22 protein-coding genes are annotated in these 25383 nt (G+C 58.3%); 11 read left to right on the forward strand and 11 right to left on the reverse strand.

Annotation, left to right across the window (positions count from 1 at the left end; genetic code table 11):
• The first annotated feature begins 38 nt into the window (after positions 1-38).
• The 4 genes from FN828_RS11815 (at position 39) to FN828_RS11830 (ending at position 2466) form a co-directional block, all read left to right on the forward strand.
• Positions 39-506 carry a YbaK/EbsC family protein gene (locus tag FN828_RS11815; RefSeq protein ID WP_142493684.1) on the forward strand — a complete coding sequence of 156 codons (468 nt, stop codon included), beginning with the start codon at positions 39-41 and terminating at the stop codon, positions 504-506.
• Positions 507-615: 109 nt separating this feature from the next.
• The gene (locus FN828_RS11820; protein ID WP_142493685.1) at positions 616-1065 is read left to right on the forward strand and encodes a DUF2852 domain-containing protein; all 450 of its coding nucleotides are present in this window, start codon (positions 616-618) and stop codon (positions 1063-1065) included.
• Positions 1066-1125: 60 nt separating this feature from the next.
• On the forward strand, positions 1126-1563 hold the full coding sequence (locus tag FN828_RS11825; protein ID WP_142493686.1) for an RDD family protein: 438 nt from the start codon (positions 1126-1128) through the stop codon (positions 1561-1563).
• An 87-nt stretch (positions 1564-1650) separates the two neighbouring features.
• Positions 1651-2466, forward strand: a complete 816-nt coding sequence (locus tag FN828_RS11830) for an arginyltransferase (RefSeq protein WP_142493687.1) — start codon at positions 1651-1653, stop codon at positions 2464-2466.
• Between the two features lie 133 nt (positions 2467-2599).
• Here FN828_RS11830 and FN828_RS11835 read toward each other — a convergent pair whose 3' ends face one another.
• From FN828_RS11835 to FN828_RS11845, 3 genes are all read right to left on the reverse strand, one after another.
• Entirely contained in the window at positions 2600-4954 is a 2355-nt protein-coding gene (locus FN828_RS11835; RefSeq protein WP_142493688.1) for a TRAP transporter large permease, read from the reverse strand.
• An 18-nt stretch (positions 4955-4972) separates the two neighbouring features.
• Positions 4973-5896 (reverse strand): TRAP transporter small permease subunit, encoded by a 924-nt coding sequence (locus tag FN828_RS11840; RefSeq protein ID WP_142493689.1) that lies wholly within the window; start codon positions 5894-5896, stop codon positions 4973-4975.
• 178 nt (positions 5897-6074) lie between these two features.
• Positions 6075-7160 (reverse strand): TRAP transporter substrate-binding protein, encoded by a 1086-nt coding sequence (locus tag FN828_RS11845; RefSeq protein WP_142493690.1) that lies wholly within the window; start codon positions 7158-7160, stop codon positions 6075-6077.
• Between the two features lie 242 nt (positions 7161-7402).
• Here FN828_RS11845 and FN828_RS11850 point away from each other — a divergent pair, with 242 nt between their 5' ends.
• From FN828_RS11850 to ilvN, 4 genes are all read left to right on the forward strand, one after another.
• Positions 7403-8830, forward strand: a complete 1428-nt coding sequence (locus tag FN828_RS11850; RefSeq protein WP_142493691.1) for a cache domain-containing protein — start codon at positions 7403-7405, stop codon at positions 8828-8830.
• Complete coding sequence (locus FN828_RS11855) at positions 8827-9471, forward strand: response regulator transcription factor (protein WP_142493692.1); 645 nt, start codon at positions 8827-8829, stop codon at positions 9469-9471. Before FN828_RS11850 ends, FN828_RS11855 begins: the two co-directional genes overlap by 4 nt.
• Before the next feature lie 363 nt (positions 9472-9834).
• Positions 9835-11589 carry an acetolactate synthase 3 large subunit gene (locus FN828_RS11860; RefSeq protein ID WP_142493693.1) on the forward strand — a complete coding sequence of 585 codons (1755 nt, stop codon included), beginning with the start codon at positions 9835-9837 and terminating at the stop codon, positions 11587-11589.
• Between the two features lie 73 nt (positions 11590-11662).
• Positions 11663-12223, forward strand: coding sequence for an acetolactate synthase small subunit (gene ilvN, locus FN828_RS11865; RefSeq protein WP_142493694.1), 561 nt, complete (start codon positions 11663-11665; stop codon positions 12221-12223).
• Positions 12224-12289: 66 nt separating this feature from the next.
• Here ilvN and FN828_RS11870 read toward each other — a convergent pair whose 3' ends face one another.
• The 7 genes from FN828_RS11870 to FN828_RS11900 all read right to left on the reverse strand — a co-directional run bounded on the left by FN828_RS11870 (position 12290) and on the right by FN828_RS11900 (position 21555).
• Positions 12290-12544 carry an EF-hand domain-containing protein gene (locus FN828_RS11870; RefSeq protein WP_142493695.1) on the reverse strand — a complete coding sequence of 85 codons (255 nt, stop codon included), beginning with the start codon at positions 12542-12544 and terminating at the stop codon, positions 12290-12292.
• Between the two features lie 275 nt (positions 12545-12819).
• A complete protein-coding gene (locus tag FN828_RS11875; protein WP_142493696.1) occupies positions 12820-13608 on the reverse strand; it encodes a DUF2189 domain-containing protein in 789 nt (262 codons plus the stop codon).
• Positions 13609-13678: 70 nt separating this feature from the next.
• Positions 13679-15094 carry an amidase gene (locus FN828_RS11880; RefSeq protein WP_142493697.1) on the reverse strand — a complete coding sequence of 472 codons (1416 nt, stop codon included), beginning with the start codon at positions 15092-15094 and terminating at the stop codon, positions 13679-13681.
• A gap of 102 nt (positions 15095-15196) precedes the next feature.
• Positions 15197-16324, reverse strand: a complete 1128-nt coding sequence (prfB, locus tag FN828_RS11885; RefSeq protein WP_142493698.1) for a peptide chain release factor 2 — start codon at positions 16322-16324, stop codon at positions 15197-15199.
• Positions 16325-16414: 90 nt separating this feature from the next.
• Positions 16415-18967, reverse strand: coding sequence for a penicillin-binding protein 1A (locus FN828_RS11890; RefSeq protein ID WP_142493699.1), 2553 nt, complete (start codon positions 18965-18967; stop codon positions 16415-16417).
• Positions 18968-19082: 115 nt separating this feature from the next.
• The gene (locus FN828_RS11895; protein ID WP_142493700.1) at positions 19083-20303 is read right to left on the reverse strand and encodes an N-acetylmuramoyl-L-alanine amidase; all 1221 of its coding nucleotides are present in this window, start codon (positions 20301-20303) and stop codon (positions 19083-19085) included.
• Between the two features lie 103 nt (positions 20304-20406).
• Positions 20407-21555, reverse strand: a complete 1149-nt coding sequence (locus FN828_RS11900) for a pyridoxal phosphate-dependent aminotransferase (RefSeq protein WP_142493701.1) — start codon at positions 21553-21555, stop codon at positions 20407-20409.
• Positions 21556-21617: 62 nt separating this feature from the next.
• Between FN828_RS11900 and FN828_RS11905 the strand changes: the two genes are divergently transcribed.
• Genes FN828_RS11905 through FN828_RS11915 form a run of 3 tightly spaced genes read left to right on the forward strand, consistent with a single transcriptional unit; the run spans position 21618 to position 24211 of the window.
• Positions 21618-22946: a M48 family metalloprotease gene (locus tag FN828_RS11905; RefSeq protein ID WP_142493702.1), complete on the forward strand. Its 1329-nt coding sequence runs from the start codon at positions 21618-21620 to the stop codon at positions 22944-22946.
• Between the two features lies 1 nt (position 22947).
• Positions 22948-23697 (forward strand): DsbA family protein, encoded by a 750-nt coding sequence (locus FN828_RS11910; protein WP_142493703.1) that lies wholly within the window; start codon positions 22948-22950, stop codon positions 23695-23697.
• Entirely contained in the window at positions 23687-24211 is a 525-nt protein-coding gene (locus tag FN828_RS11915; RefSeq protein WP_142493704.1) for a hypothetical protein, read from the forward strand. Before FN828_RS11910 ends, FN828_RS11915 begins: the two co-directional genes overlap by 11 nt.
• 9 nt (positions 24212-24220) lie before the next feature.
• On the opposite strand, the gene ispG is transcribed toward FN828_RS11915, so the two are convergent.
• On the reverse strand, positions 24221-25354 hold the full coding sequence (gene ispG / locus FN828_RS11920; RefSeq protein ID WP_142493705.1) for a flavodoxin-dependent (E)-4-hydroxy-3-methylbut-2-enyl-diphosphate synthase: 1134 nt from the start codon (positions 25352-25354) through the stop codon (positions 24221-24223).
• Positions 25355-25383: the final 29 nt, after the last annotated feature.

Raw genomic sequence — 25383 nt, forward strand, 5'->3', positions numbered from 1 at the left:
AACACGGGAATAGTGCGCCAAGATCACGGAGGTACGGTATGAGCAAAAGCATGAAACGGGTGCGCAAGGCGCTGGACGATCTGGGAATTGAAACCGAAATCAAGGAACTGGGCGTGGCCCGCACCGCCCAACAGGCCGCCGATGCCGCCGGATGCGCGTTGGATCAGATCACCAAATCCATCATTTTTCGCGGTGAAACCAGCGGCGAGGCTATCCTGTTCCTGACCGCTGGCGGCAATATGGTGGACGCCGCCAAGGCCAGCGCCGTTGCGGGCGAAGAATTGGGCAAAGCGGATGCCGCGCTGATCCGGGCGCAAACTGGTTTTGCCATCGGGGGTGTGGCCCCCGTGGGACACCTGAACCCGATCCGTGCCTTTTTGGACCCGCGCCTGTTGGAATTTGAAACCATCTGGGCCGCAGCAGGCACCCCGCACCATATTTTCGAGCTAAATTCAGCCGATCTACCCCGGATTACAGGCGCGCAAGAGGCTGATTTCACGCAGTAATTCAGATCAATGTAAAAAAGATTTACATCAACCCTTGCAAGGCGCCCCATCGGTGCCAATCTATTCAATGTGAAACGCATTCACATCAACATAGACAAGGGAGACCCTGATGACATCCGCCGCCGCATATTCTGCCCCCGCTGCACCTGCCCCCCGTCTGGGATGGTTCACGCGGGCCGAAGCATGGCTGGACAGCAAAGGAAAAGGGGCTTGGATCGCCGCTATGGTTCTGGGCTTTGTTTTCTTCTGGCCGGTCGGCCTGGCCCTTCTTTTTTACATGATCTGGAGCAAAAAAATGTTCGGACAAAAATGCAGCCGCCGTGGGCCTTTGGCCCGTCAATCCTTTCGTGCGATGAAATCCTCGGGCAATTCGGCCTTTGACGCTTATAAGGCCGATACCCTGCAACGTCTGGAAGAAGAACAAGACCAGTTCGAAGCCTTCCTGCAACGCCTGCGCGAAGCCAAGGACAAGGCCGAATTCGATCAGTTCATGGATGATCGCGCCCGTAACGCATCGGCGGATCGGTCCGAAGACACGGACAGCCGCGAAAACGCCTGATACCGGGCGGCCCGGCGACATGCCGGGCCATCCTTCTTTTGCAACAAAGGGAACGCCGACATGTGGCACCTGCCCGATCCCCAGACCCAGCCCGAATTTTACGAAGATGTCGCCATGAAGCGGCTGATCGCTTTCGTTCTGGACACGGTTCTGATTGCATTGATCACGGTGCTGGTTGTACCGTTTACCGCCTTTACCGGATTGTTTTTCTTTCCGTTTCTGATGGCCGCTGTGGGGTTTGTGTACCGCGTCATCACCATCGCCAATGGCTCTGCCACTTTGGGGATGCGGCTGATGGCGATTGAGTTTCGCAATGCCAGCGGCGCCCGGTTTGACCTTGGGCAGGCGTTTTTACATACGGTTGGTTTGAACCTATCCTTTGCCATCATGCCGCTGCAACTGGTGTCTGTGGTCCTGATGGCCACCACGGAACGCGGCCAAGGATTGACCGATCATGTCATGGGCAGCGTGGCGATTAACCGCCCGGCCCGCTACTAAGGGCGTAACCACGGGCGTAATCTACCCCTTGGCGCGTTGGGGAATGGTTGTTATCGTTTCGCCTGAAACCGATATTACCGAGTTCCGATGCGTCATACCCTGCCACTGGCCCCTCAATTCTATGTCACCGCGCCGCAACCCTGCCCGTATCTTTCGGGCCGGATGGAACGGAAACTGTTCACCGCGCTTCAGGGGGACGGGGCAGAGCGTTTAAATGACAGCTTGTCGAAACAGGGATTTCGCCGCTCGCAGAATGTGCTGTATCGCCCGTCCTGTACCGATTGCGCGGCCTGTATGTCTGCGCGCATCCGTGTGGCGGATTTCACCCCGACCAAAAGCCAGCGCCGCGCCCTGCGCCGCAATTCCGGCCTGACCCGCAAGGCAACCTCGCCCTGGGCGACCGAGGAACAGTTCGATCTGTTCCGCCACTATCTGGACAGCCGCCATGCCGATGGCGGAATGGCCGATATGGATGTGTTTGAATTTGCCGCGATGATCGAAGAAACCCAAATCCGTACCCGCGTTGTGGAATATGCGGATGCGGAAACCGGCGATTTGGTAGCCGTCTGCCTGACCGACATCCTAGAGGATGGAGTCAGCATGGTTTATTCCTTCTACGAACCCGACCGCGAAAAACACAGTCTGGGCACCTATATCATTCTGGACCATATCCAGATCGCACAAGAAGCCGGGTTGCCCTTTGTCTATCTGGGCTATTGGGTGCCGGGATCGCCGAAGATGGGCTACAAATCCAAATTCTCGGGGTTGGAGCTGTATGTTGGCGGCCAATGGGAAAAAATGCGCCCCGCCGAGGAATACGGGGCCGAATTGCACCCGCTGTCCACCGATCCGATTGCCGAACAGGTCGCGAATATCAGCCTTCCCGATTTGCGCGACCGCTAGAGCATAGTCGAGGAACAGAAAACCAGTTCCCACTTTTGTGCCACATGCGCCGGACACAACCGCACCCCCTGCCGCAAAAGCAAAAAAGCCGCCCCGAAAGGCGGCTTTCTTTTTTTCTGTCGGCCCCTGCCCCTTAGTTCGGGATCAGCGCCGGGACGATGGTCACAATCGACGGGAAGAACCACAGGATTGCCAGTCCGACCACCTGGATCAACACAAACGGAATGATCCCGCGATAGATATGGCCCGTTGTCACACTGGCTGGAGCCACCCCGCGCAAATAGAACAGCGCAAATCCGAACGGTGGCGTCAGGAACGAGGTTTGCAGGTTCACGGCAATCATGATCGTGACCCATTTGGGATCGAACGTACCGCCGTAAATCACCGGGCCAACGATCGGAATCACGATGTAGATGATTTCCAGGAAGTCCAGAACAAAGCCCAGAATGAACAGAACCAGCATCACCAGCAGGAAGACCGTGAATTCGTTATCAAACGATTTCAGGAATTGCTGGATATAATGTTCCCCCCCGAAAGAGATGACCACAAGGTTCAGCAACTGCGATCCGATCAGAATAGTGAACACCATCGAAGAAACCTTGGCGGTTTCGCGCACGATGGGGGTCAGCACCCCGGCGGTGAACAGCACCCAGCCCGCATAGACCAGACCAAAAGCCGAGAACAGATAGGCCCCATATGCAGCAAAGAAGGCAATCCAGCTTTCTGCGGTGACATGATCATTGTTGACCCGCAGATCGAAATTCATCCCGATCAGCAGCATCACAGCGATGGCCGCAGTTGCATACAGGATGATCTTACCCGATTTGCCCTGATCCTGAAGCTTGCGATAGGCCGCCAGCATCACCGCACCGCCAGCGCCAAGTGCGGCCGCCGGGGTTGGGTTGGTGACACCGCCAAGGATCGACCCCAGAACCGCCACGATCAGAACCAGCGGCGGGAACACCACACGGATCAGTTCGTTTTTCGCGGCACGGGCGGCTGCTTCCTTGCTGCCATACAGCGTCAGAACCAGCGGGATCAGGATCAGGATCAACGTCGCCCCAGCCGAGGTGGTTGGGCTGATCAGCAGCATATCCACCAGCGCCATCAGCAACAGGCCAAACGCCCCAATGATCAGCGGCTTGGAATCCGCCGACGGGGCAACACCACGTCCCAGCAACAGGGTCAGACCGAACACGACGATGATCGTGGCAATTCCGGTCCCGATCGGAGCAGCGTTCGCGATCTTTTCCGCCTGCAACTGCGCGATTTCTTCCTCGCTCAGTTTCTTGGCTTCGGTCACGCCACCGGCTTCGTCGATGGCCTTTTGTTCGGACACGGCTTTATCCCACGCGGATTGCCCATGCAGGTCGATCATCGACGCCTGACATTCTGCGGACACGTTGGTGCGCAGGCTGGCATTTTGTCCCGCTTCGGAAAACCCGGATACGGTGGTGCTTTGATTGCCGACCACGCCCAATTCAGCCAGCAGCATCGTCCCCGCAATCAGGGCGACCGGCAGACCGACAAACCAGGTAAAGCCTTCGCGGCGGCTGATCGGTTCGTGATTGGAATGACCCAGTTCGACAGCGGGGGCTTTTTTCGGGTTAAACAACGCGAAAACAAACGCATATCCCGCATACAACATCGCCAGCAGGATACCCGGCAGCATTGCGGCCTGGAACAATGTCCCCACCGATACCACAGCCGGTTCACCCAGATAGGTCAGAGCATCGGTACAACCTGCGCTGACGGCGCGGGCCTCTTGTGCGGTGGAATACAGATCCCCTGCCAGCGTCCCCAGCAGAACGATCACGATGGACGGCGGGATGATCTGCCCCAGCGTCCCCGAGGCCGCAATCACCCCGGTTGACAGTTCCGGCGAATAGCCGTTGCGCAACATGGTGGGCAGCGACAGCAGGCCCATCGTCACAACCGTGGCCCCCACGATCCCGGTCGATGCCGCCAAAAACGCGCCCACAACCACAACCGACACGGCCAAACCGCCCGGCAGCGGGCCGAACACCCGCGCCATCGTGGTCAGCAGATCATTCGCGATTTTCGACCGCTCCAGCGTGATCCCCATCAGCACGAACATCAACACTGCCAGCAGCGTTTCAATCGACGCCCCCGCCAGAACCCGTTCGTTCATCCGGTTCACGATAAAGGACACATTGCGGTCCAGCGCGGTTTCCCAGCCCCGTTCAAATACATGCTGCGCCACGCGCGGCAGTTCCGGGTATCGGAAGATCGAAATCGCATCGGCCTTTACCCCCGACGCAATCAGGCTGTTATAGGCCTGCGACGAGGTGTCGATGGCCTGATGGATCAACAATCCCGCGCTATCCAGCGCCGCGATGATCCCAAACGAAATGATACCGGCCCCACCGATGGCAAAGGCCACCGGGAAACCAGACAGAATGCCCCCGAAAAGGCAAAGGAAGACGATGATCAGGCCGATTTCGACGCCATCTAGTCCGAATAGCATATCCTTGGACCCTTTATCTTAGTGCGTGCCTTCGTAGGCTTCTTCGCCCTCGCCAAGGGTATCCTTGTCAAGGTATTTGCCCGCGCTTTCTTCGCCTTCGACGAATTCAAGGAACGAGCGGTAGAAGAAGGCTACGGCATGGATGAAGACCATTGCGGCGAATGTGATCAGCAGGATCTTGAACAGGAAATACCCGTTGAACCCGTTGGGCGAGAAGCTGATCGTTTCCACATTCCAGCGCAACGCGCGGGATTTCGCCAGCAGTCGGTCCAATTGGTCGCTGGCCGACGGTTTCGGCACAATCAGGTGCCGCCACAGGAAGAACCAGCCATACATCCACGTCAGTACCGCCATCGGCATCATGAACAGAAGCGAGCCAACCATATCAACGATCCGCTTACCGCGATGGCTTAGCCCGGCATAAATCAGGTCCACCCGGACGTGGCTGCCCTGCACGAACGCATAGGTGGCACACAGGCAAACAACCATTGCGTTATACAGTTTCAGTTCTTCCGAGAACCACGAAATATCCATCTGTAGCGGTATCCCGAAGCCAAAGGACATGTCGGGACGGGCGAAAACCCGCTGGATGAACACGATCACGATTTGCTGGAACACCATCAGCAGACCGGCCCATGCAAAGAACCGCCCGACGGTGTTGGCAAAGCCCTCCAGCCCGATCACCATCCCCCACATGAAGCGGCGGAAAATCAGGCCAAAGATGGTCAGCACAACGAAAATCGCCATCACAACAAAGAAGAACTGAACCGAACCGCCATAATAAACAAAGCGCATGATGGCCTGTTTATCCGACCAGTCCAGCCAAAGCTGCGGATGGGTTACGGCATATCCCAGATTGTAGAATGCCATCACGAAGTTGCTGGCGATCCACCCCAGCAAATCAATTAGTCCAAGAAGCAGGCTTCCGCCTCTCTCCTCCATGGTTCAAGCCCTCTGTTGCTGTGGAACAGGAAGTTCGGATATCGGACGCCGCCCGGTGCCCCTGTCGGGTATGCGCGTCTGCGGCATCGGAAATCCGGGGCGGCGTACACCCGCCCTGCGAAGTCAAATGCGCCCCCGTCCGGGGAACGGGGGCGCTATTCTTAACCGATTGGCCGGATTACAGCCCCATCACGCGGTTGCGCTGTGCGGTGTAGGTCCCCGACGACAGGGCACCCCAACGAGCCGACGGACCGATCGAGGCAAAGTAGCTGTCGTAGCACTCTTTATAAAGCGGATCGTCCAGCGGCGCGTCCACAACCTCTTTCGCGGCGGCACCAAAGGCATCCCACACGCTGTCAGGGAATTCCATGACCTTCACGCCACCAGCTTGCAGGCGGGCCAGCGCAGCCGAGTTGTTCGCCATGAACAGCGACATCGTCCACAGGTTCGACGCGGTGGCCACCTGTTGAATGATCTGCTGCTGTGCAGGGGTCAGGCTGTCATACACATCGCGGTTGGTGGTCAGGCTCAGAACCGGGCCCGGCTCGTGGAAACCGGCAGTGTAATAGATTTTGGTGATTTCTTGGAAACCAGCCTTCTCGTCCGCCCACGGACCGATCCATTCGGTGCCGTCAATCGCGCCCGAGGACAACGCCTGATACACTTCGGAACCGGGCAGGTTTTGCACCGATGCGCCCAGTTTGCCCAGCACCTGACCGCCCTGACCGGGCATACGGAACTTCAGGCCTTGGAAATCGTCGGGGCTGTTGATTTCTTTGTTGAACCAGCCACCCGACTGCGGGCCGGTGTTCCCGGCCGAGAAGGATTTCAGACCGAAGATTTCATACAGTTGGTCTTGCAGCGCCATGCCGCCGCCGTGGTAGTACCAGTTGTTGTATTCTTGGAAGGTCATGCCAAACGGCACCTGGCTGAAGAACGACAACGCGGGGTGCTGCCCCATGAAGTAGTAGTCAACGCCGTGGTACATGTCAGCCTGACCGGCAGAAACGGCATCGAACACCTCGAACGCGCCAACCAGTTCGCCTGCGGCTTTCACCTCAACGGTCAGGTTGCCATCGCTGGCAGCAGTGATCATGTCGGCGCAGTATTGCGCGCTGTCATGCACACCGGCCAGACCACGACCCCAGGTCGTTACCATGGTCAGGGTACGCTTACCCTGCGCATAAGCCGGTGCTGCCAGCGCCGTCGAGGCTGCTGCGGCGCCACCAAAGGCAGAGGTTTTCAGAAAAGAACGACGATCCATCGGTATCCTCCCAGACAGTTTCAGGCCCGCCCCCCAAAGGAAGCGGACGGATCGTTTATAGTATGGTCACATTACCTGACCGCTTTTTGATGTGAATACCTAGAAATACGCAGTTTTTGTTGTTTTCCCGCCTTCCCTTGCGTAAAGCATGGCATTTCCCGCCTTTTGCACTTTGCGACGGTCTGGGTGATAGTGACCGTCAGCTTTCGACAGCCCCCGCAAACCGCCCGAACGATTCGCCAATGCCGCATCACTGGTTCCCGCTGCGCCCGACCTATGCCCAGAAGCTGTTCCTTCTGGCGACCTTACCGCTGTTGGTGTCCGTCATCGGAATCGCGCTTATGGTCGGGGTGCAGTCGCACCGCGTGGCGGAACGTGAAATTCTGGCGATGGAACAGCGTATGTTGCAAGCCAAGAAAGAAGAGCTGCGCAATTACGTCACGCAGGCCCGGAACGGTTTCTATTTCATTTACGGTGTCGCCGCCCCCGATGACGAAGCCGCCAAGGAAAAGGTGGCCCAGATTTTGGCGGCCATGATCTATGGGAAGGACGGCTTTTTCTTTGTCTATGATTATGACGGCACCAATCTGGTCAGCCCGCGCCAGACCGAATATATTGGACACAACTGGCGCGGATTGAAAGACAGCCAAGGCACGCCCGTGGTGGACACATTCATTGATCTGGCCCGTCAGGGGGCGGGCTGGCATGAATTTTTATGGGAAAAACCATCAACCGGGGAAGAGGCCGAAATGGTGGCCTATGTGTTGGGGTTGCAGGACTGGCAATGGGCCATTGGCACCGGGGTGTTCATCGACGATGTCAAAGCCTCGGTTCAGGCCGCACGGATCGAGATGGAACAGCGCGTGCAGCACACGTTCTATTATATTGGGGCGATCACGCTGGCAGCCCTGCTGCTGGTGTTCATCTCGGGGATGGCGCTGAATATCCGCGAAAGACGACTGGCCGATGCCAAGCTCAAGGCGCTGACCCAACGTGTTTTCGACGCCCAAGAAGAAGAACGTAGCCGCGTTGCACGGGAATTGCATGACGGGATCAGCCAGATCCTTGTCGGGGTGCGCTATGCGTTGGACACCACCAAGCGACGCCTGACACAAGGCGACGCGCGCGCCGCCGATACATTGGACCGGGGCATATCCAACCTGTCCGGCGCCATCCAAGAGGTGCGTCGCATCAGCCGCGACTTGCGCCCCGGCGTATTGGACGATCTGGGCCTTGGCCCCGCAATCAAAACTCTGGCCGAAGATTTCAGCGCCCGCACAGGCATCGAAACGGATTTCAGCACCGTCGTCTTTCGCAACCGCCTGGATCAGGAATCCAAAATCGCGCTGTACAGGATTGCCCAAGAAGCCCTGACCAATATCGAACGCCATTCGGGCGCGACCCGTGTGCAGATGGACCTGCGCGGCCATCGCACTGGCGCGACCTTGCGGATTTCGGATAATGGACAGGGCATTCCACAATCCCGCCAGACCAAAGGCGGACCAGGAGGATTGGGTTTGCGTAATATGCAGGAACGGATTGATCAGTTGGATGGCACCCTGACCATTTCCAGCAGCCGCACCGGCACCGAGATTGTCGCAAAGGTTCCCCTGACCCACCTGCTGCCCCCCGAAGACGCCACATCCCATAAGAAGAAGTCAGTCGAATGAACACTCCGGTCAAAGTTGTGATTGTCGATGATCACCCGATGGTCGCCGAAGGCATTCAGTCCATTCTGGAAGCCTATGATGACATTGAAATCCTGTGCGCACTGAAGAATGGGCGCGAGATCGTGGAACAGGTTCAGCGCTTGTCCCCGGATGTCATCCTGATGGACCTGAATATGCCGGACATCGGCGGGCTGACGGCAACGGAAATGGTGCTGGAACGCTGCCCGGACACCCGCATTCTGATCCTGTCCATGCATGACAGCCCCGAATATATCTCGTCCGCGCTCAGCCACGGAGCACGCGGCTATGTCCTGAAAGACGTTCCACCGGAAAAAATCAAAACGGCGATCGACACGGTGATGCAGGGCGAACGTTATCTGTGTACAGGCGCCAAGGGATCACTGGCCCCGCCGAACGGCGATCAACGCGAACAACTGACCGGACGCGAACAAACGGTTCTGTTGCAACTGGCACAGGGCAAATCCAACAAGGAAGTGGCCCTGATCCTGGATATTTCCGTGCGGACCGTCGAAACCCATCGCAAGAATATCAAACGCAAGCTGGGCATTTCCTCGACCGCGGGATTGACCCGCTACGCGCTGGAACACGGGGTTTTGCAAGGCACCGGCGTCAGCCTTTGATCGCGCCGGTGCCGCTTTCTTTGAAGGAACGTGGTCCGAAATCTTTTCAAGATTTCGATTCCACCCGTCGAATCGTCACCACGCCTACTAAAATGTCGCGGATTTCCAAATTCGGGTAATAATCGAAAAGATTTCACCCGATTTTTGGCATATTTGCCGTCGAATGACGGTTGACGCTGCGCACGCACACTCATAAGGTCACGCACGCACGAAGGAGCCTTTAGATGAACACGCTAGTCGTAATCGTAGGTAAATGGCGCATGGGCCGGTAACGGACACCATAACGGTACCCCATGCGCCCCCGACCAAAAATCGGGGGCTTTTCTTTGGCAATAACAGTGACGTCGTAAACGGAGCAAAAACATGACACGTCAAATGACCGGAGCGAAAATGGTAGTTCAAGCCCTCAAGGATCAGGGTGTGGACGTCGTATTCGGATATCCCGGAGGCGCTGTGCTACCGATTTACGATGAAATTTTCCAGCAGAACGATATTCGTCACATTCTGGTGCGCCACGAACAGGGGGCCGTTCACGCCGCCGAAGGCTATGCCCGTTCCACCGGAAAGCCGGGTGTGGCGCTTGTGACCTCGGGTCCCGGTGCTACTAACGCCGTGACGGGCCTGACCGATGCGCTGCTGGACAGCATTCCGATTGTGGTTCTGACGGGTCAGGTGCCGACCTTTATGATCGGCTCGGATGCGTTTCAGGAAGCAGACACCGTGGGCATCACCCGGTCCTGCACCAAGCACAACTGGCTGGTAAAGGAAACCGACGCGCTGGCCGCCACGCTGCACGAGGCGTTTCATGTTGCCACCGCTGGCCGTCCCGGCCCGGTGTTGATCGACATTCCCAAGGATGTGCAATTTGCCACCGGCGCATATACCCCGCCGCAAAAGGTTTCGACCAGCCGCTATAAACCGCAACTCAAAGGCGACATGGACGCGATCAACGAATTGGTCGCGGCGATGGAAACCGCGAAGAAGCCGATTTTCTATACCGGCGGCGGCGTCATCAATTCCGGCCCGGCGGCCAGCCAACTGTTGCGTGAACTGGTGGAACAGACCGGGTTCCCGATCACCTCGACCCTGATGGGGTTGGGGGCGTATCCGGCCTCGGGCGATAAATGGCTGGGAATGCTGGGGATGCACGGCCTGTACGAGGCCAATATGGCAATGCACGATTGCGATCTGATGATCAATATCGGCGCCCGTTTTGATGACCGGATCACAGGCCGCATTGATGCGTTCAGCCCGAATTCCAAAAAGGTGCATATAGACATTGACCCGTCATCAATCAACAAGGTGATCCGGGTGGATATTCCCATTGTCGGTGACGTGGCTCATGTTCTGGAAGACATCCTGAAAGTCTGGAAAGCGCGCGGGCGCAAGACCAACAAGGAAGGTCTGGCCAAATGGTGGGGCAAAATCAACGAATGGCAAAAAGTCGACTGCCTGAAATTCACCCAATCCGGCAAGACCATCAAACCGCAATACGCCCTGCAACGGCTTGAGGCGCTGACCAAAAGCCACGACCGCTATATCTGCACCGAAGTGGGGCAGCATCAGATGTGGGCCGCGCAGTATTTGGGCTTTGACGATCCCAATCGCTGGATGACCTCGGGCGGATTGGGGACGATGGGCTATGGCTTCCCGTCCTCGATCGGGGTGCAGATGGCGCATCCTGAATCGCTGGTGATCAACGTCGCGGGCGAAGCGTCTTGGCTGATGAATATGCAGGAAATGGGCACCGCCGTACAATTCCGTCTGCCGGTGAAACAGTTCATCCTGAATAATGAACGTCTGGGGATGGTGCGCCAATGGCAGGAATTGCTGCATGGCGAACGCTATTCACATTCGTGGTCCGAGGCGCTGCCCGATTTCGTAAAGCTGGCCGAGGCATTCGGGGCCAAGGGCATCTATTGCGACAACCCGGATGATCTGGACGATGCGATCATGGAAATGATCAATTATGACGGCCCGGTGATTTTCGACTGTCTGGTGGAAAAACACGAAAACTGCTTCCCGATGATCCCGTCGGGCGAGCCGCATAACAAGATGCTGCTGGGCGATGCCAGCACCAAGGACGCCATCGGCAACACCGGCGCCGTTCTGGTTTGATGACGGGCTTCGGGCGCGGCGGTGTTGCTGCGCCCGGCCTTTCCATCCCGTACCCTTCAGCAAGGAAAACATCATGTCTGCCCTACAGATCAAAAAAGGCTCCTCCAAACATTCCGCATATAACCTGCGCCCGAATTTTTCGGACGTCAGCGAAAAACACACGCTGGCCGTGATCGTCGATAACGAAGCGGGCGTTCTGGCCCGTGTGATCGGCCTGTTTGGTGCGCGCGGTTATAACATCGACAGCCTGACCGTGGCTGAAATCGACCATGCCGGACATCGGTCGCGCATCACCATCTGCACCACTGGCACGCCGCAGGTGATTGAACAGATCAAGGCGCAACTGGGCAGGATTGTCCCGGTTCACGAAGTTCACGACCTGACCGTAGAAGGGGCCGCCGTTGAACGTGAACTGGCCCTGATCAAGGTGCAGGGCGATGGCGAAAAACGGGTCGAGGCGCTGCGTCTGGCCGATATTTTCCGCGCCAATGTGGTGGACAGCACGCTGGAAAGCTTTGTCTTTGAAATCACCGGCACGCCCGAAAAGATTGACGCTTTTGCCGATCTGATGCGCCCGCTGGGTCTGGTCGAAGTAGCCCGCACCGGCGTAGCGGCCCTGTCACGCGGGCTGTAAATCCCTCGAATGGATCACGGAAACGGGGCCGGTTTTCACCGGCCCCTTTTTCATTGCGATGATGGCTTAACCTTCTTTCGCCGGTAGCAGTCCGGCCTCTTGCATGGCGGCGGCTTCATCCGCGTCCAGAACCCCATCGGCCGAAATGTCATAGCTGTTAAAGCTGTCTTCGGTCATGTCCGGTGCCACCACCTGCAATTCCGCCAGGCTATAGGCCCCGTCCCCGTCAGTGTCGATGGCGGGATCAATTTGTGCCGCCAGCAGCGGTGCCGCCAGAGTGATGGCAAAAGCGGTCGCGGTGATCCGATGTGCAATAGTCATGAATGTGGTCCTTTACTTTGGCTTTTGGCGCGGCCCATCCGCGCCTTGACCACAGATAAGCACCTGCACCGCCAGCAATGAATATCCCACTGAAAACAGGTCACTTTTAGGCACCAGACTGCGCGAATCCCATCACCGAACAGGCGATGGTCCGCCCGGTTCCACGGCCCCTGCCCCAACAGGCGAACCGCCACCGATCCGCATCGGTCCGCCGCGCGATCTGTTGCCGATCGACGCGGCGGATCAGGATCAGAGGGAACCCGCCGATCCGCGACTCAGACAGGATCGACCGCCCCCGCATCGCTGAGCAGGCGATATAAATGCCATGTCGCATGACCCAATAACGGCAGCACCACATACAGCCCCAGAAACCACGGGATCATGGCCACGAATGTCACCGCCGCGATGAACAATGCCCACGCCAGCATTGGCACGGGATTGCGCACAACCGTTTGGAACGAGGTGATCATGGCGGTAACGAAATCCACCTCGCGATCCAGCAGCATCGGCAGGCTGATGACCGTGATCATATACAGCAGCAGCGCAAACAGCGCGCCCACCACGGTTCCCACGCCCAGCATCATCACCCCGTTTGGGGTCAAAAACACATCATAGGACGATGATACATTGGTCATGGTGCTAAGCCCCATGAACAGGGCGAAAATCATATGGGCAATAAAGAACCAGAACAGAAACATGAAAATCACGATGGCGCAGATGGATGGCAGTTGCCGTTTGGACTGTTTCGCTATGACACCGAAAATCTGATACATATCCATTGCGCGGCCTTGTTCGATCCGGCGGCTGACCTCGTACAGGCCCACCGCTGCGAACGGCCCGAACAGGGGAAAGCCCACAGCCGCAAAGATCAGCCAATAGGTTTTTCCGGTGGCAAAGGTGATCCACGCAAAAATCAGCCCCAACACCACATAGACCGAGGCAAAGACAAACCCGAAACCGGGGGCGCGTTTCATATCGGCCCACGCCCGGCGCAGGGCTTCTTTCAACACATCAAAACTGGCGCGCCCTAATTCGGGCGCACCGTGTTCCAATTCATACGGCATCCACTCCTCCCAAAGCGAAAATATTCATATTTTTGAGTATGGGAGCGGGTTTTGCCCGTAAAATCAAGCGTCAGGGTAGCTTTGGCGGCATTTTACTGGGCCATTGTGTCGCAGCGTGATACGCCTGTCCCAATTGCAGAATGCCCGCATCGTTGCGCGATGCCCCAACCAGTTGCATCCCCATCGGCAAACCATTGGTCCCAAACCCAACCGGAACCGACAGCGCAGGCAGGCCCAGCAGGCTGGCGGGGATCACCACCTCCATCCAGCGGTGATAGGTATCCATGTCCTTGTCGTTGATTTGCGTCGGATGCACCATGTCCACATCAAAGGGCCAAACCTGTGCGGTGGGAATGGCAAAGGCATCGTATTTGGTAAACAGCTCTGCCGCAGCCCGGAACCACTCGGACCGGATCACGCTCATCCGATGAACGTCCATCCCGCTTAGCGGCAGGCCGTTTTCAATTTCCCAGACAGCCGCAGGTTTCAGCATCGCACGGGTTTTATCCTGCGCATAAAGCGGCGCGAATTTACAGGCAACAGCGTACCAGCGCAGGGTTTGCCATGCCTCCCATATCTTTTCGGCAGGGAACGGAGCCTGCACCCGATCCACGGTCACGCCCAGATCACGGTAGACATCCAGCGCGGCCTCGCACAGGTCCAGAATACCGGGTTCCATCTCATAGGCCCCGTCCCAATCCGCCAGCCATGCAATTCGCTGCCCCGTCACCGGGGTGGTTAGCCCGGCGCTGAAATCTTCGTTGTCCAGACCAAAAGGTTGACGCGGGTCGCGCCCGGCCTGCACCTGCAACAGCGCGGCAATATCTGCGGGGGACCGCCCCATCGGGCCATTTGTAGCCAGCGTTTGCAGGTAACTGTCGCCAATCGGTTCAAACGGCACCCGCCCCCATGTCGGGCGGAACCCATACACGTTGCACCACCCCGCCGGATTGCGCAGGCTGCCCATCATGTCCGATCCATCGGCAATTGGCAGCATCCGGGTTGCCAGTGCCACAGCCGCCCCACCGGACGATCCCCCGGCGCTGCGCGTCACGTCATAGGGATTGCGTGTCGGGCCATAAACCGGATTGAACGTGTGACTGCCCAGCCCAAATTCCGGCACATTGGTTTTGCCAAGGATCAGCGCCCCCGCCGCCCGCATCCGAGCCACGAATATATCATCCGCCTCGGCCACCTGCCCGGCGAAAATGGGCGACCCAAAGGACGAAACCAGCCCTTTGACATTGGCCAGATCCTTCACCGCCATCGGGATACCATGCAGCCAGCCCTTGCGCGGGGTGTTATCGGCGGCGCGAGCTTCGGCCAGCATTTCGTCGCCATCTCGCTGCGCCACAACGGCATTAACATGGGGGTTCCACGCGCCGATTTGCGCCAGCGTGGCCTTCATCAATTCCTCGGCGCTCAGTTCGCGCCGTTCGATCATCCCCGACAGGTCCAGCGCGTCGCGGTCCAGCAGATCACCCATTCCAATTCTCCCCATTGGACGAAACGTAAAAGGCAGGGGAAATTCCCCTGCCGGTGTAATCTTTCTGAACTGTTTGCAACTGACAAGCCTGCCAGCACAAATTTAGTCTTCCGCGTTCGCCTCTGCCCGCGATTTGCCCGACACCTGCATCGCCAGCGTGGCCGCCATCAGCCCATCCAGATCGCCATCCAGAACCCCCTGCGTGTCCGAGGTTTCAAACCCCGTGCGCAGGTCTTTGACCATCTGATACGGCTGCAACACATAAGACCGGATTTGGTTGCCCCACCCGGCATCGCCCTTGGCTTCGTGGGCGGCGTTGATGGCTTCGTTACGGCGGTCCAGCTCCATCTGGTACAGGCGCGATTTCAGCGCCTTCATGGCGATATCACGGTTCTGGTGCTGCGATTTTTCCGATGATGTGACCACAATCCCGGTGGGCATGTGCGTGATCCGCACCGCCGAGTCGGTGGTGTTGACGTGCTGACCACCCGCCCCCGAGGACCGATAGGTATCAATCCGAATATCGGCGGGGTTCACATCAATCTCGATATTGTCGTCGACCACCGGATACACCCAGACCGAACTGAACGAGGTATGCCGCCGCGCCGAGCTGTCATAGGGCGAAATCCGCACCAGACGATGCACCCCGGATTCCGATTTCAGCCAGCCATAGGCATTATGCCCGGAAATTTTATAAGCCACGGATTTGATCCCAGCCTCTTCGCCGTGGTTTATCGACTGAAGCTCGACCTCGTAGCCCTTTTTTTCGGCCCAGCGGACATACATCCGCGCCAGCATCGACGCCCAGTCGCAGGATTCCGTCCCCCCCGCGCCCGAGTTGATTTCAAGGAAGGTATCGCTGCCGTCCGCTTCGCCGTTCAGCAGGGCTTCCAGTTCTTTTTCGGCGGCTTTCTTTGCCAGCGTCTTGATCGAATCTTCGGCCTCTTTGACGACATCCTGATCGTCTTCCATTTCGCCCAGTTCGATCAGCTCGATATTGTCGGCCAGTTCTTGTTTCATATCGTCATGCGCGGTGATCGCATCCAGCAATGACTGGCGTTCACGCATCAGCTTTTGCGCGGCATCGGGATCGTCCCACAGGGTCGGGTCTTCAACGCGGGCGTTGAATTCTTCCATCCGGTATTGGGCGGTTTCCCAATTCATCCGCTGCCGCAACAGGGCAAGCGATTTCTCGATGGCTGAAACCGTGTTCTGAACCTCTGCGCGCATGGGATAATCCTGCTAATTTTCGTTTCCGGCTTGCGTGATAGCTTACCCCGCCAGCCGGGGCAAGGCGGGGCGCATGGTCTGAATGCTGGGTTAATACAAACCGCCCGAAGACACCGACCCGAAAGACGCTTTCGGTCCCACCACCGCGCGTTGCCCGGTTGAGGTCGTCACCTCTTGCGAATGTTCCTGCACTTCTTCGAACAGCGGCAGGTTCGACCCCATAGCGAAACCGCCATCATACATGACGCCGAAAATCGGTTCTTCGCCATCGCGGAAATATTCCGCCACCACGTTTTCCCCACCGGCATCATCCGCCAGACGTGCGCCGGTAAAGCGATCAATCTTGATGAAATGCCCGCCCGGCGGCACGCGGAATTTCCCGCCGCCATATTTTTCGGTCGCTTTCAGCATGAACTCCTGAAACACCGGGCCGCACATGGACCCGCCATAGGCCCCCCGCCCCAGCGGGCGCGGCGTGTCATAGCCCATGTAACAGCCCGCCACGATATTGCTGGTGAAGCCGACAAACCAAACGTCCTTGGCATCGTTGGTGGTCCCGGTCTTGCCAGCGGTCGGCACCCCCAGACGCACCACACCCGCGGCAGTCCCGCGCTGAACCACCCCCTGCATCATCGAAGTCAACTGATACGCCGTAATCGCATCCATCACCCGTTCGCGGTTCGATACGATATGGGGGCTGTCTGATTTCCGCAGCATCGGATCGGCGCAATCGGTGCAAACCCGTTTGTCATGCCGATAGATCGTTTTGCCATAGCGGTCCTGCACCCGGTCCACCAGCGTGGGTTCCACCCGTTCGCCGCCATTGGCGAACATCGCATAGGCGGCCACCATCTTGAACAGCGTGGTTTCTTCGGCCCCCAAAGAGTTCGCCAAAAATTCGCCCATCTGGTCATAGACCCCGAATTTTTCGGCATAGGCGGCCACCACGTCCATGCCCACCTCTTGCGCCAGTCGGATCGTCATCAGGTTCCGCGACCGTTCAATCCCAGTCCGCAGCGGTGTTGGCCCGTAATATTGGTTGGACGAGTTTTTGGGCCGCCACAGCCCTTGGGGCGTGTTAATCTCGATCGGGGCGTCGATCACGATCGTGGCGGGGCTATAGCCGCTGTCCAGGGCCGAGGCATAGACGAAAGGCTTGAAGCTGGAACCGGGTTGGCGCATCGCCTGCGTGGCACGGTTGAACACCGAATCCTGATAGCTGAACCCGCCTTGCATGGCGATCACACGGCCAGTATTCACGTCCATTGCCATGAATCCGCCCTGCACCTCGGGCACTTGCCGCAGGGTCCAGCGGATAAAGCTGTTATCGCTGTCCTTGGTCATGGCACGCACCAGAACCACATCGCCCACATCCAGCAGGTCCGCCGCCACGCGGGCCTTTTTCGCCAGCTTGCCATCGTCCAGCCGCTTACGCGCCCATTGCACGTCCTTGGCTTCGATCCAATGGCCGTCCGCGTCGGTGTCGATCCCTTCGATGCCGATCCGGGCGTCGTTTTTACCCAGTTCCAACACCACCGCCGGATACCAGCGCCCATTCAATTGAATGTCGCGCGATACTTCGGTTTCCGCCAAGGCCGCACGCCAGCTTTCTTCGGTGCTCAGCTTGGCCGGGTCGATTTTCTTGCCGGTGCCGTTCCAAATCCCCCGCGAGCGGTCATATTCTTCCAGCCCCCGGCGCAGCGCCACAGCGGCATCCACCTGCATTTCTGGGTCAATCGTGGCGCGGACGGTCAGGCCGCCGGTAAAAAACTCGCCCTCGCCAAATTCATCCGACAGTTGCCGCCGGATTTCATCGGTAAAGTAATCCCGCGGCGGCAGCGCCGTGCGGAAGCTTTCGAAATCTCCGTTTTGCACCGATTGCAGCGGGGCTTTTACCTCGGTTTCGTACACGGCCGCCGTGATATATCCGTTTTCCTTCATCTCGCGCAGCACATAATTCCGGCGTTTCAACAGCCGGTCCTTGTTGCGCACCGGATGGAAATCAGACGGCGCTTTGGGCATGGACGCCAGCATTGCCGCCTCGTGCGGGGTCAACTCGCTCAGAGTCTTATTGAAATAGGTCTGCGCCGCAGCTGCCACACCATAGGAATTCTGCCCAAGGAAGATTTCATTCAGATACAGCTCAAGGATTTTATCCTTCGGCAGCGTTTCTTCCAGACGGGTGGCCAGAATGATTTCCTTGATCTTGCGTTCGATCTTGCGCTCGCCGCCCAGCAGGAAATTCTTCATCACCTGCTGCGTGATGGTCGACGCCCCGCGCACATTACGCCCGCGCGATTTCACGGCATCAATCGCGGCAGACACCATCCCGCGCGCGTCATAGCCCTTGTGGGTATAAAAATTCTTGTCCTCGGCGCTGATGAAGGCGTGTTTCACCATGTCCGGGATTTCATCCGCCGGGGCAAACAGGCGGCGTTCCTTGGCAAATTCGTCGATAATCTGCCCTTCGCCGGAATAAATCCGGCTGATTGTCGGCGGTTTATACTGCGCAAGGCTTTCGTGGCTTGGCAAATCCTGCCCGTAAATCCAGAACACGGCCCCGATACTCAGCGCAACAACCGCCAGCCCCAATGTGACTGCCGTGAAAATGGACCCGAAAAAGGAAAGTATAAACCTCAGCACCCGCCGCCGCCTTTATCAATTAGGTTGCGCCTCTATACTGTTCACGACAGCTAGCGTCAAAACAAGAAGCGTTGAACAGGCGGCAGCTTTCCGCCCCCCGGCTGTTTCACCCGGTTCAATGCCGCACCAATTCCTTCAGGGCGGCATCTTCTGTCATCCATTTACGCAGTGAATCCCGGATCGCGACCGCCATTTCCAACCGCCAGTTCGGATTGCCCAGATTTTTCAGATCGCGGGCATTCGACATGAACCCCACCTCCAGCAGGATCGACGGAATATCAGCCGATTTCAGCACCGAAAACGAAGCAAATCGTAAAGGCCGCGTATTGACCGGCACCTTTGCGGTGCGAAACCCCGTAATCATACCCCGCGCCAGACGTTCGGCACGGGGTTGGGTTTCCTGTCGCGCCATATCCATCAGGATACCGGCCACAACATCGTCCTGCCCGCGCAAATCCACACCAGACAGAATATCGTCCCGGTCATGGCGCTCCGCCAATTGTTGCGTCGCCTCGTCACTGGCGCTGTCGCGCAATAAATGCAACGTCGCGCCCTGCGCCTGTCCTTCGGACAAAGCATCCGCATGAAGCGACAGGAACACATGCGCCCCAGCCTCGTGCGCGATGGCTATCCGGCGTTCCAGCGATACGAATTCATCGTTTTCGCGGGTCAGGACCACCTGAAACCGGCCTGACCGCAGCAAGACTTCTTTCAGCTCCTTGGCAAAGGCCAGCATCAGATCTTTTTCTGCCTTGCCTTCCCGTTCCGCGCCGGGATCAATGCCGCCGTGACCGGGGTCCAGAACCACCACCAAGGGGCCGTCCCCGCGCGCCTGCCGTTGCGCCACCTGCGCAGGGGCAGGTAAATCCCAACGCGGATCATGCGGTGCGCCAGCTCCGGCGGCAAAGCTGGCCTGATCGACCGGCGCCATATCGACGCGCAGCCGCGCCTTTCCGCTGGTCGGATCAACCTTCATTTCCACAGCCTCCGGCGCCATCGGCCCGGCTAAATCCAGCACCATCCGCGACCATCCGGGCCGGAATGTCCCGAACCGCACCCCGCTGGCACGATCCGCATTCAGCAGCACATCGCTGGTCACGCCCGTCCAGTCGATTTCCCGAAAATCCAGCACCAGACGCCGCGGTTCATCCAGCGTATACACCCGGAATGGTACGCCCTGCGTCAGCGCCAGTTCCAGCCTCAGCCCACCGCCCCACGCATCCGAGATCTGGGAATTGCCCACCTCGACCCGCGCCAGACCGCTGAAATCCTGCGCCCGCGCCGTGACCGGCAGCAACGCCACCAACACCAAAATAACCCGTAAAATTCTGCTCATCCGCCCTGCCCGGCTGGTTTCACCTGAAAATAGCGCAAAGGGGCCGGGTCTGCCCAGCCCCTGCTTTCATCTTGCTATAAATACTCAAAGGCGCGACGCCGCGTCAGGCGCTGCGTTCTTGCATGAAACGAGTCAGCCGCCGCAGGCCTTCCTCCATATCCGCCGTTGATCGGGCATAGGAAAACCGCAACGTCCCTGCCCCGCGCACCGGATCGAAATCCAGCCCCGGCGTGACCGCGACACCGGCTTTTTCCAAAATCTCGGCGGCAAAGGCGCGGCTGTCATTGGTCAGATGGCTGACATCGGCATAAATATAGAACGCCCCATCCGGCGGCGCGATCCGGTCGAATCCGGCCTTGGGTAGTCCCTCGATCATCATGGCCCGGTTTTTCGCATAGACCGCCATATTCGCGTCCAGTTCCTCGCGGCATTCCATCGCGTGCAACGCGGCCACCTGACTGACATGGGGCGGGCAGATAAACATGTTCTGCGCGATCCGTTCGACCAGCCGCACATGATCTTCTGGCACGACCATCCAACCCACACGCCATCCGGTCATGCTGAAATACTTGGAAAACGAATTGATCACATAACAATCATCCGTGACTTCCAGCGCCGTGACCGCCTTGGCCTCGTATTCGATGCCGTGGTAAATTTCATCGCTGATGAAACTGGTTCCGGTTTCCGCACAAGCCCCCACCAACGCCGCCATCGCATCACGGTCCAGCATAGTCCCCGACGGGTTCGCAGGCGAGGCCACCATCAACCCATCCAGATTAAGCCCTGCAAAATCCGCAGGCACAGGTTGCAGCCGGTTTTCCGGGCGGGCGGGCAATCCCACGGGTTCCAGATCCAGCGCCTTCAGGATTTGCCGATACGAAGGATACCCCGGTTCGCCAATCCCCACCCGTGCGCCGCGATCAAACAACGCGGTAAAGGCCAGAATAAACGCCCCGCTGGACCCCGGTGTCACAACAACCCGGTTCCAATCCAGATCGACGTTATACCATTCCCCATATAGTTGCGCGATCCGCTTGCGAAGTGCGGGCAACCCCAAGGCCACGGTATAGCCCAACGCATCCTGTTCCATCGCCTGCGCCAAGGCTCGCCGTGCGCCTGCCGGGGCTGGCGTGCTGGGCTGGCCCACTTCCATGTGGATGATATGGCGCCCGGCTTCTTCGGCGGCGCGGGCGGCCTCCATCACGTCCATCACAATAAAGGGATCAACCTCGCCACGCCTTGAGTTTCGCATCTCTATCTTCCTATGGTGCCATGTAAGAAGCGCCAATTCACAGGGAAACAGGCACGCCGTCAATGCCACAGCTACGCCAGATCGCCGCAGTTTTGACGATCCTTCTGTGTATGGCCCTGCCTGCGCGGGCGGTGACGCTGTTGCGCGATGCCGATATCGAACACGCGCTGTCCCGTCTGGCGCGGCCTGTGCTGACAGCCGCGGGTCTGCCTGCGTCATCGATTCAGGTGATGGTGATTGATGATCACACCTATAACGCCTTTATCGTTGATAATCGGCATATCTTTATTCATTCCGGCCTGTTGCTGAAACTGACCAGCGCCGCGCAATTGCAATCGGTGATCGCCCACGAAGCCGCCCATATCGCCAATGGCCATATTGCCCGCCGGATGCAAAACGCCCGCGCGGCGAATACGCTGGCCGGGCTGGGGATGGCGTTGGCCGCTGCCGCGGCGGTCAGTTCGGGTAACAGCTCTGCGGCCTCGGGGATTGGGCTGGGGATGGCCGGATCGGCCCAGCGGGTGTTTTTGGGTCACACCCGCGCCGAAGAAAGCGCCGCCGATACATCTGGCCTGCGCTACATGGTCAGTGCAGGCATCCCGCCACAGGCCTTTCTGGAAGTTCTGGATATTTTTCGCGGTCAGGACATGCTGGCGGAAAATCGGCAAGACCCCTATGCCCGCACCCATCCACTGTCCCGCGACCGGCTGCGCGCGATCAAGGCCCTGTCAGCAGGCCTGACAGATCACACCAAGCCGAACCCAGATGCCGAATACTGGTTTGCCCGCGCCCAAGGAAAACTGTCAGCCTATGAACGCGCGTCCAGTTGGACGCTGCGCCGCGCGGCCAAAAGCCTGACGCCGGATATTCAGGTGATGCGCGAAGCGGTCGCCTATCACCGCAAACCCGATACCGCCCGCGCCATCGCCAGCGCCGACCGTTTGGTGGCGATGCGGCCAAAGGACGCCTTCGCCCATGATCTGCGTGGGCAAATCCTGCTGGAAAGCCGCAAAGCACAAGCCGCAGTCGCCGCCACCAAAACCGCCGCATCACTGGCCCCCGATAATGCGCTGGTACTGGGGGGATATGGGCGAGCGCTGCTGGCCGCCGGACAGGCAAAAAACGCCCAGCAAGTTCTTGAAAAAGCGCATAGAAAAGATGCAAACGATCCGCACCTTTTGCGTGATCTTGCTATGGCCTATGCGCAGACCGGGCAAACCGGGCTGGCCTCGGTCGTGACAGCGGAACGCTATGCGCTGATCGGTCGACCCAAAGATGCGCTGATCCATGCCAAACGCGCCGAGGGGTTACTGCCTCGCGGCTCCGCCCCTTGGCTTCGGGCGCAGGATGTGATTTCTGCCTCGGAAGCCGCTGTAAAACAAAGGAATTGATATGAAAAAACTTCTCGCCTCTGCGGCGCTGATCGCGGCTGGTTTCGCCGCCCCGGCCCAGGCTTTTGACATCTCTGCTATGTCGGATGACGAACGCGCCGCGTTCCGTGCTGAAATCCGCGCCTATCTTCTGGAAAACCCCGAAGTGATCCTGGAGGCGTATCAAATCTATGAAAGCCGCCAGCAACAGGCACAGGTTCAGGCCGAACAACAGATGGTTCAGGCCTATGCCAAGCAAATCTTTGAAGACCCCAATAGCTGGGTTGGCGGCAACCCGGATGGTGACATCACGCTGGTTGAATTCATGGATTACCGCTGTGGCTACTGCAAAAAGGCCTTTGACGAGGTGAACCAACTGATCGAAGCAGACGGAAATATCCGTTTCATCGTCAAAGAGTTCCCGATTCTGGGCGAACAGTCGGTTCTGGCCTCGCGGTTTGCGATTGCGACGAAACTGGTCGCGGGCGATGACGCCTATGAAAAGGTCCATAACGAACTGATGGGCTTCAAGGGCAATATCGCGGAAAAATCGCTGGCGCGGCTGGCGGACAAGCTGGACCTGGATACCGATGCGATCGTGGCGAAACTGAACGATCCGCAGGTGAACCAAATCCTCAGCGACAATCACACGCTGGCCGGGGCGCTGCAAATCTCTGGCACGCCGACCTTTGTGTTGGAACAGGAAATGCTGCGCGGCTACGTACCGCTGGCAAATATGATGGAACTGGTGGCCGCCGTTCGTGCGGATTAAGCCCTTCCTTGTGGTCTTGTTGACCGCGACAACCGCGCAGGCTGCGGAGACTGATTTTCGCAGCCTGACCCCCACGGAACGCGCCCTGATGGGGCGCGAAATCCGGCAGGTTCTATTGGCCGATCCGGCGCTGACCCTGCCCGCGTTTCAGCCTGACCGCCCAGCCGTTCCGACCGCCGCCTTGGGGTATCGTGATGAAATCGACGCGGATCGCGCCCTGCTGGTGGAACTGGCCCCTCAGTTGTTCGCGCAACCCGTGGCCGGGCCGGAAAATGTCCCGCGCCTGACGATTATTACAGCCCCCGATTGCCCGGACTGTGTTGCAAAGCTGGACATGCTGACAGATTGGGCCACGGCCGGACGCATCCACCTGTATCAGCTACCGCTGAACGCCCCCGCCGCGCAAAAGCTGGGGTTGGATACCGCCCCCAGCTATGTCTTTGAAACCATGATCGTGCGCGGCGATGTTCCCGCCGTGGTTTTGGAAAAATACCTTGCGAAGCAAGTTCGTTAGAGGGCGTTTTTAAACGTCCTCATCCATCACTTCGACTTGGCCCGCCTCAATCGCTTCGGCGCGTTTTTCCACCTCGGCCACGATATGATCGACCATCTGATCGTTGCTCATCTTATGGCTGGCCTTGCCCGCCAGATACACCATGCCAGACCCGGCCCCGCCGCCGGTAAAGCCCACATCGGTCATCAGCGCCTCTCCGGGGCCATTGACCACGCAGCCGATGATGCTCAGGCTCATGGGCGTTTTGATATGTTCCAGCCGTTTTTCCAGCGTTTCCACGGTTTTGATCACATCAAACCCCTGCCGTGCGCAGGACGGGCAGGAAATGATATTCACCCCGCGATGCCGCAGGCCCAGCGATTTCAGGATTTCATATCCGACCTTCACCTCTTCTACCGGGTCGGCAGACAGGGAAACGCGGATCGTATCGCCAATACCCATCCACAGCAGATTGCCCAACCCGATCGAGGATTTGATCGTCCCGGACATCAGCCCCCCGGCCTCGGTAATGCCCAGATGGATCGGCGCATCCGTGCGTTCGGCCAGTTGTTGATACGCCGCCGCCGCCATGAACACATCGCTGGCCTTCACGCTGATTTTGAATTCGTGGAAATCATTGTCCTGAAGAATGCGGATATGCTCCATCCCGGATTCAACCATAGCATCGGGACAGGGTTCGCCGTATTTTTCCAACAGATGCTTTTCCAGCGATCCGGCATTCACACCGATCCGAATGGAGCACCCATGATCCCGTGCCGCCTGAATGACTTCTTTCACCCGTTCGGGCGACCCGATATTTCCGGGGTTGATCCGCAGACAAGCCGCACCGGCCTGCGCCGATTCAATCCCGCGCCGGTAATGGAAATGAATATCCGCCACAATCGGCACAGGGCTTTCGCGCACGATTTCCCTGAGCGCCTTGGACGACCCTTCGTCAGGCACCGACACGCGTACAATATCTGCCCCGGCATCTGCCGCGCGCTGGATTTGATCAATGGTCGCTTTGACATCGGTGGTCAGCGTGTTGGTCATGGTCTGCACCGAAATCGGCGCGTCCCCCCCAACAGCCACGGGGCCAACATGGATTTTTCGGCTTTCGCGGCGATAGATATTGCGCCACGGGCGAACATGGTTCAGCGACATGCGTCCCGTCCTTGGATCATTGGGTTCTG

It is taken from the genome of Thalassovita litoralis (assembly GCF_900182725.1).
In the GTDB taxonomy this organism is placed as follows: Bacteria; Pseudomonadota; Alphaproteobacteria; order Rhodobacterales; family Rhodobacteraceae; genus Thalassobius; species Thalassobius litoralis.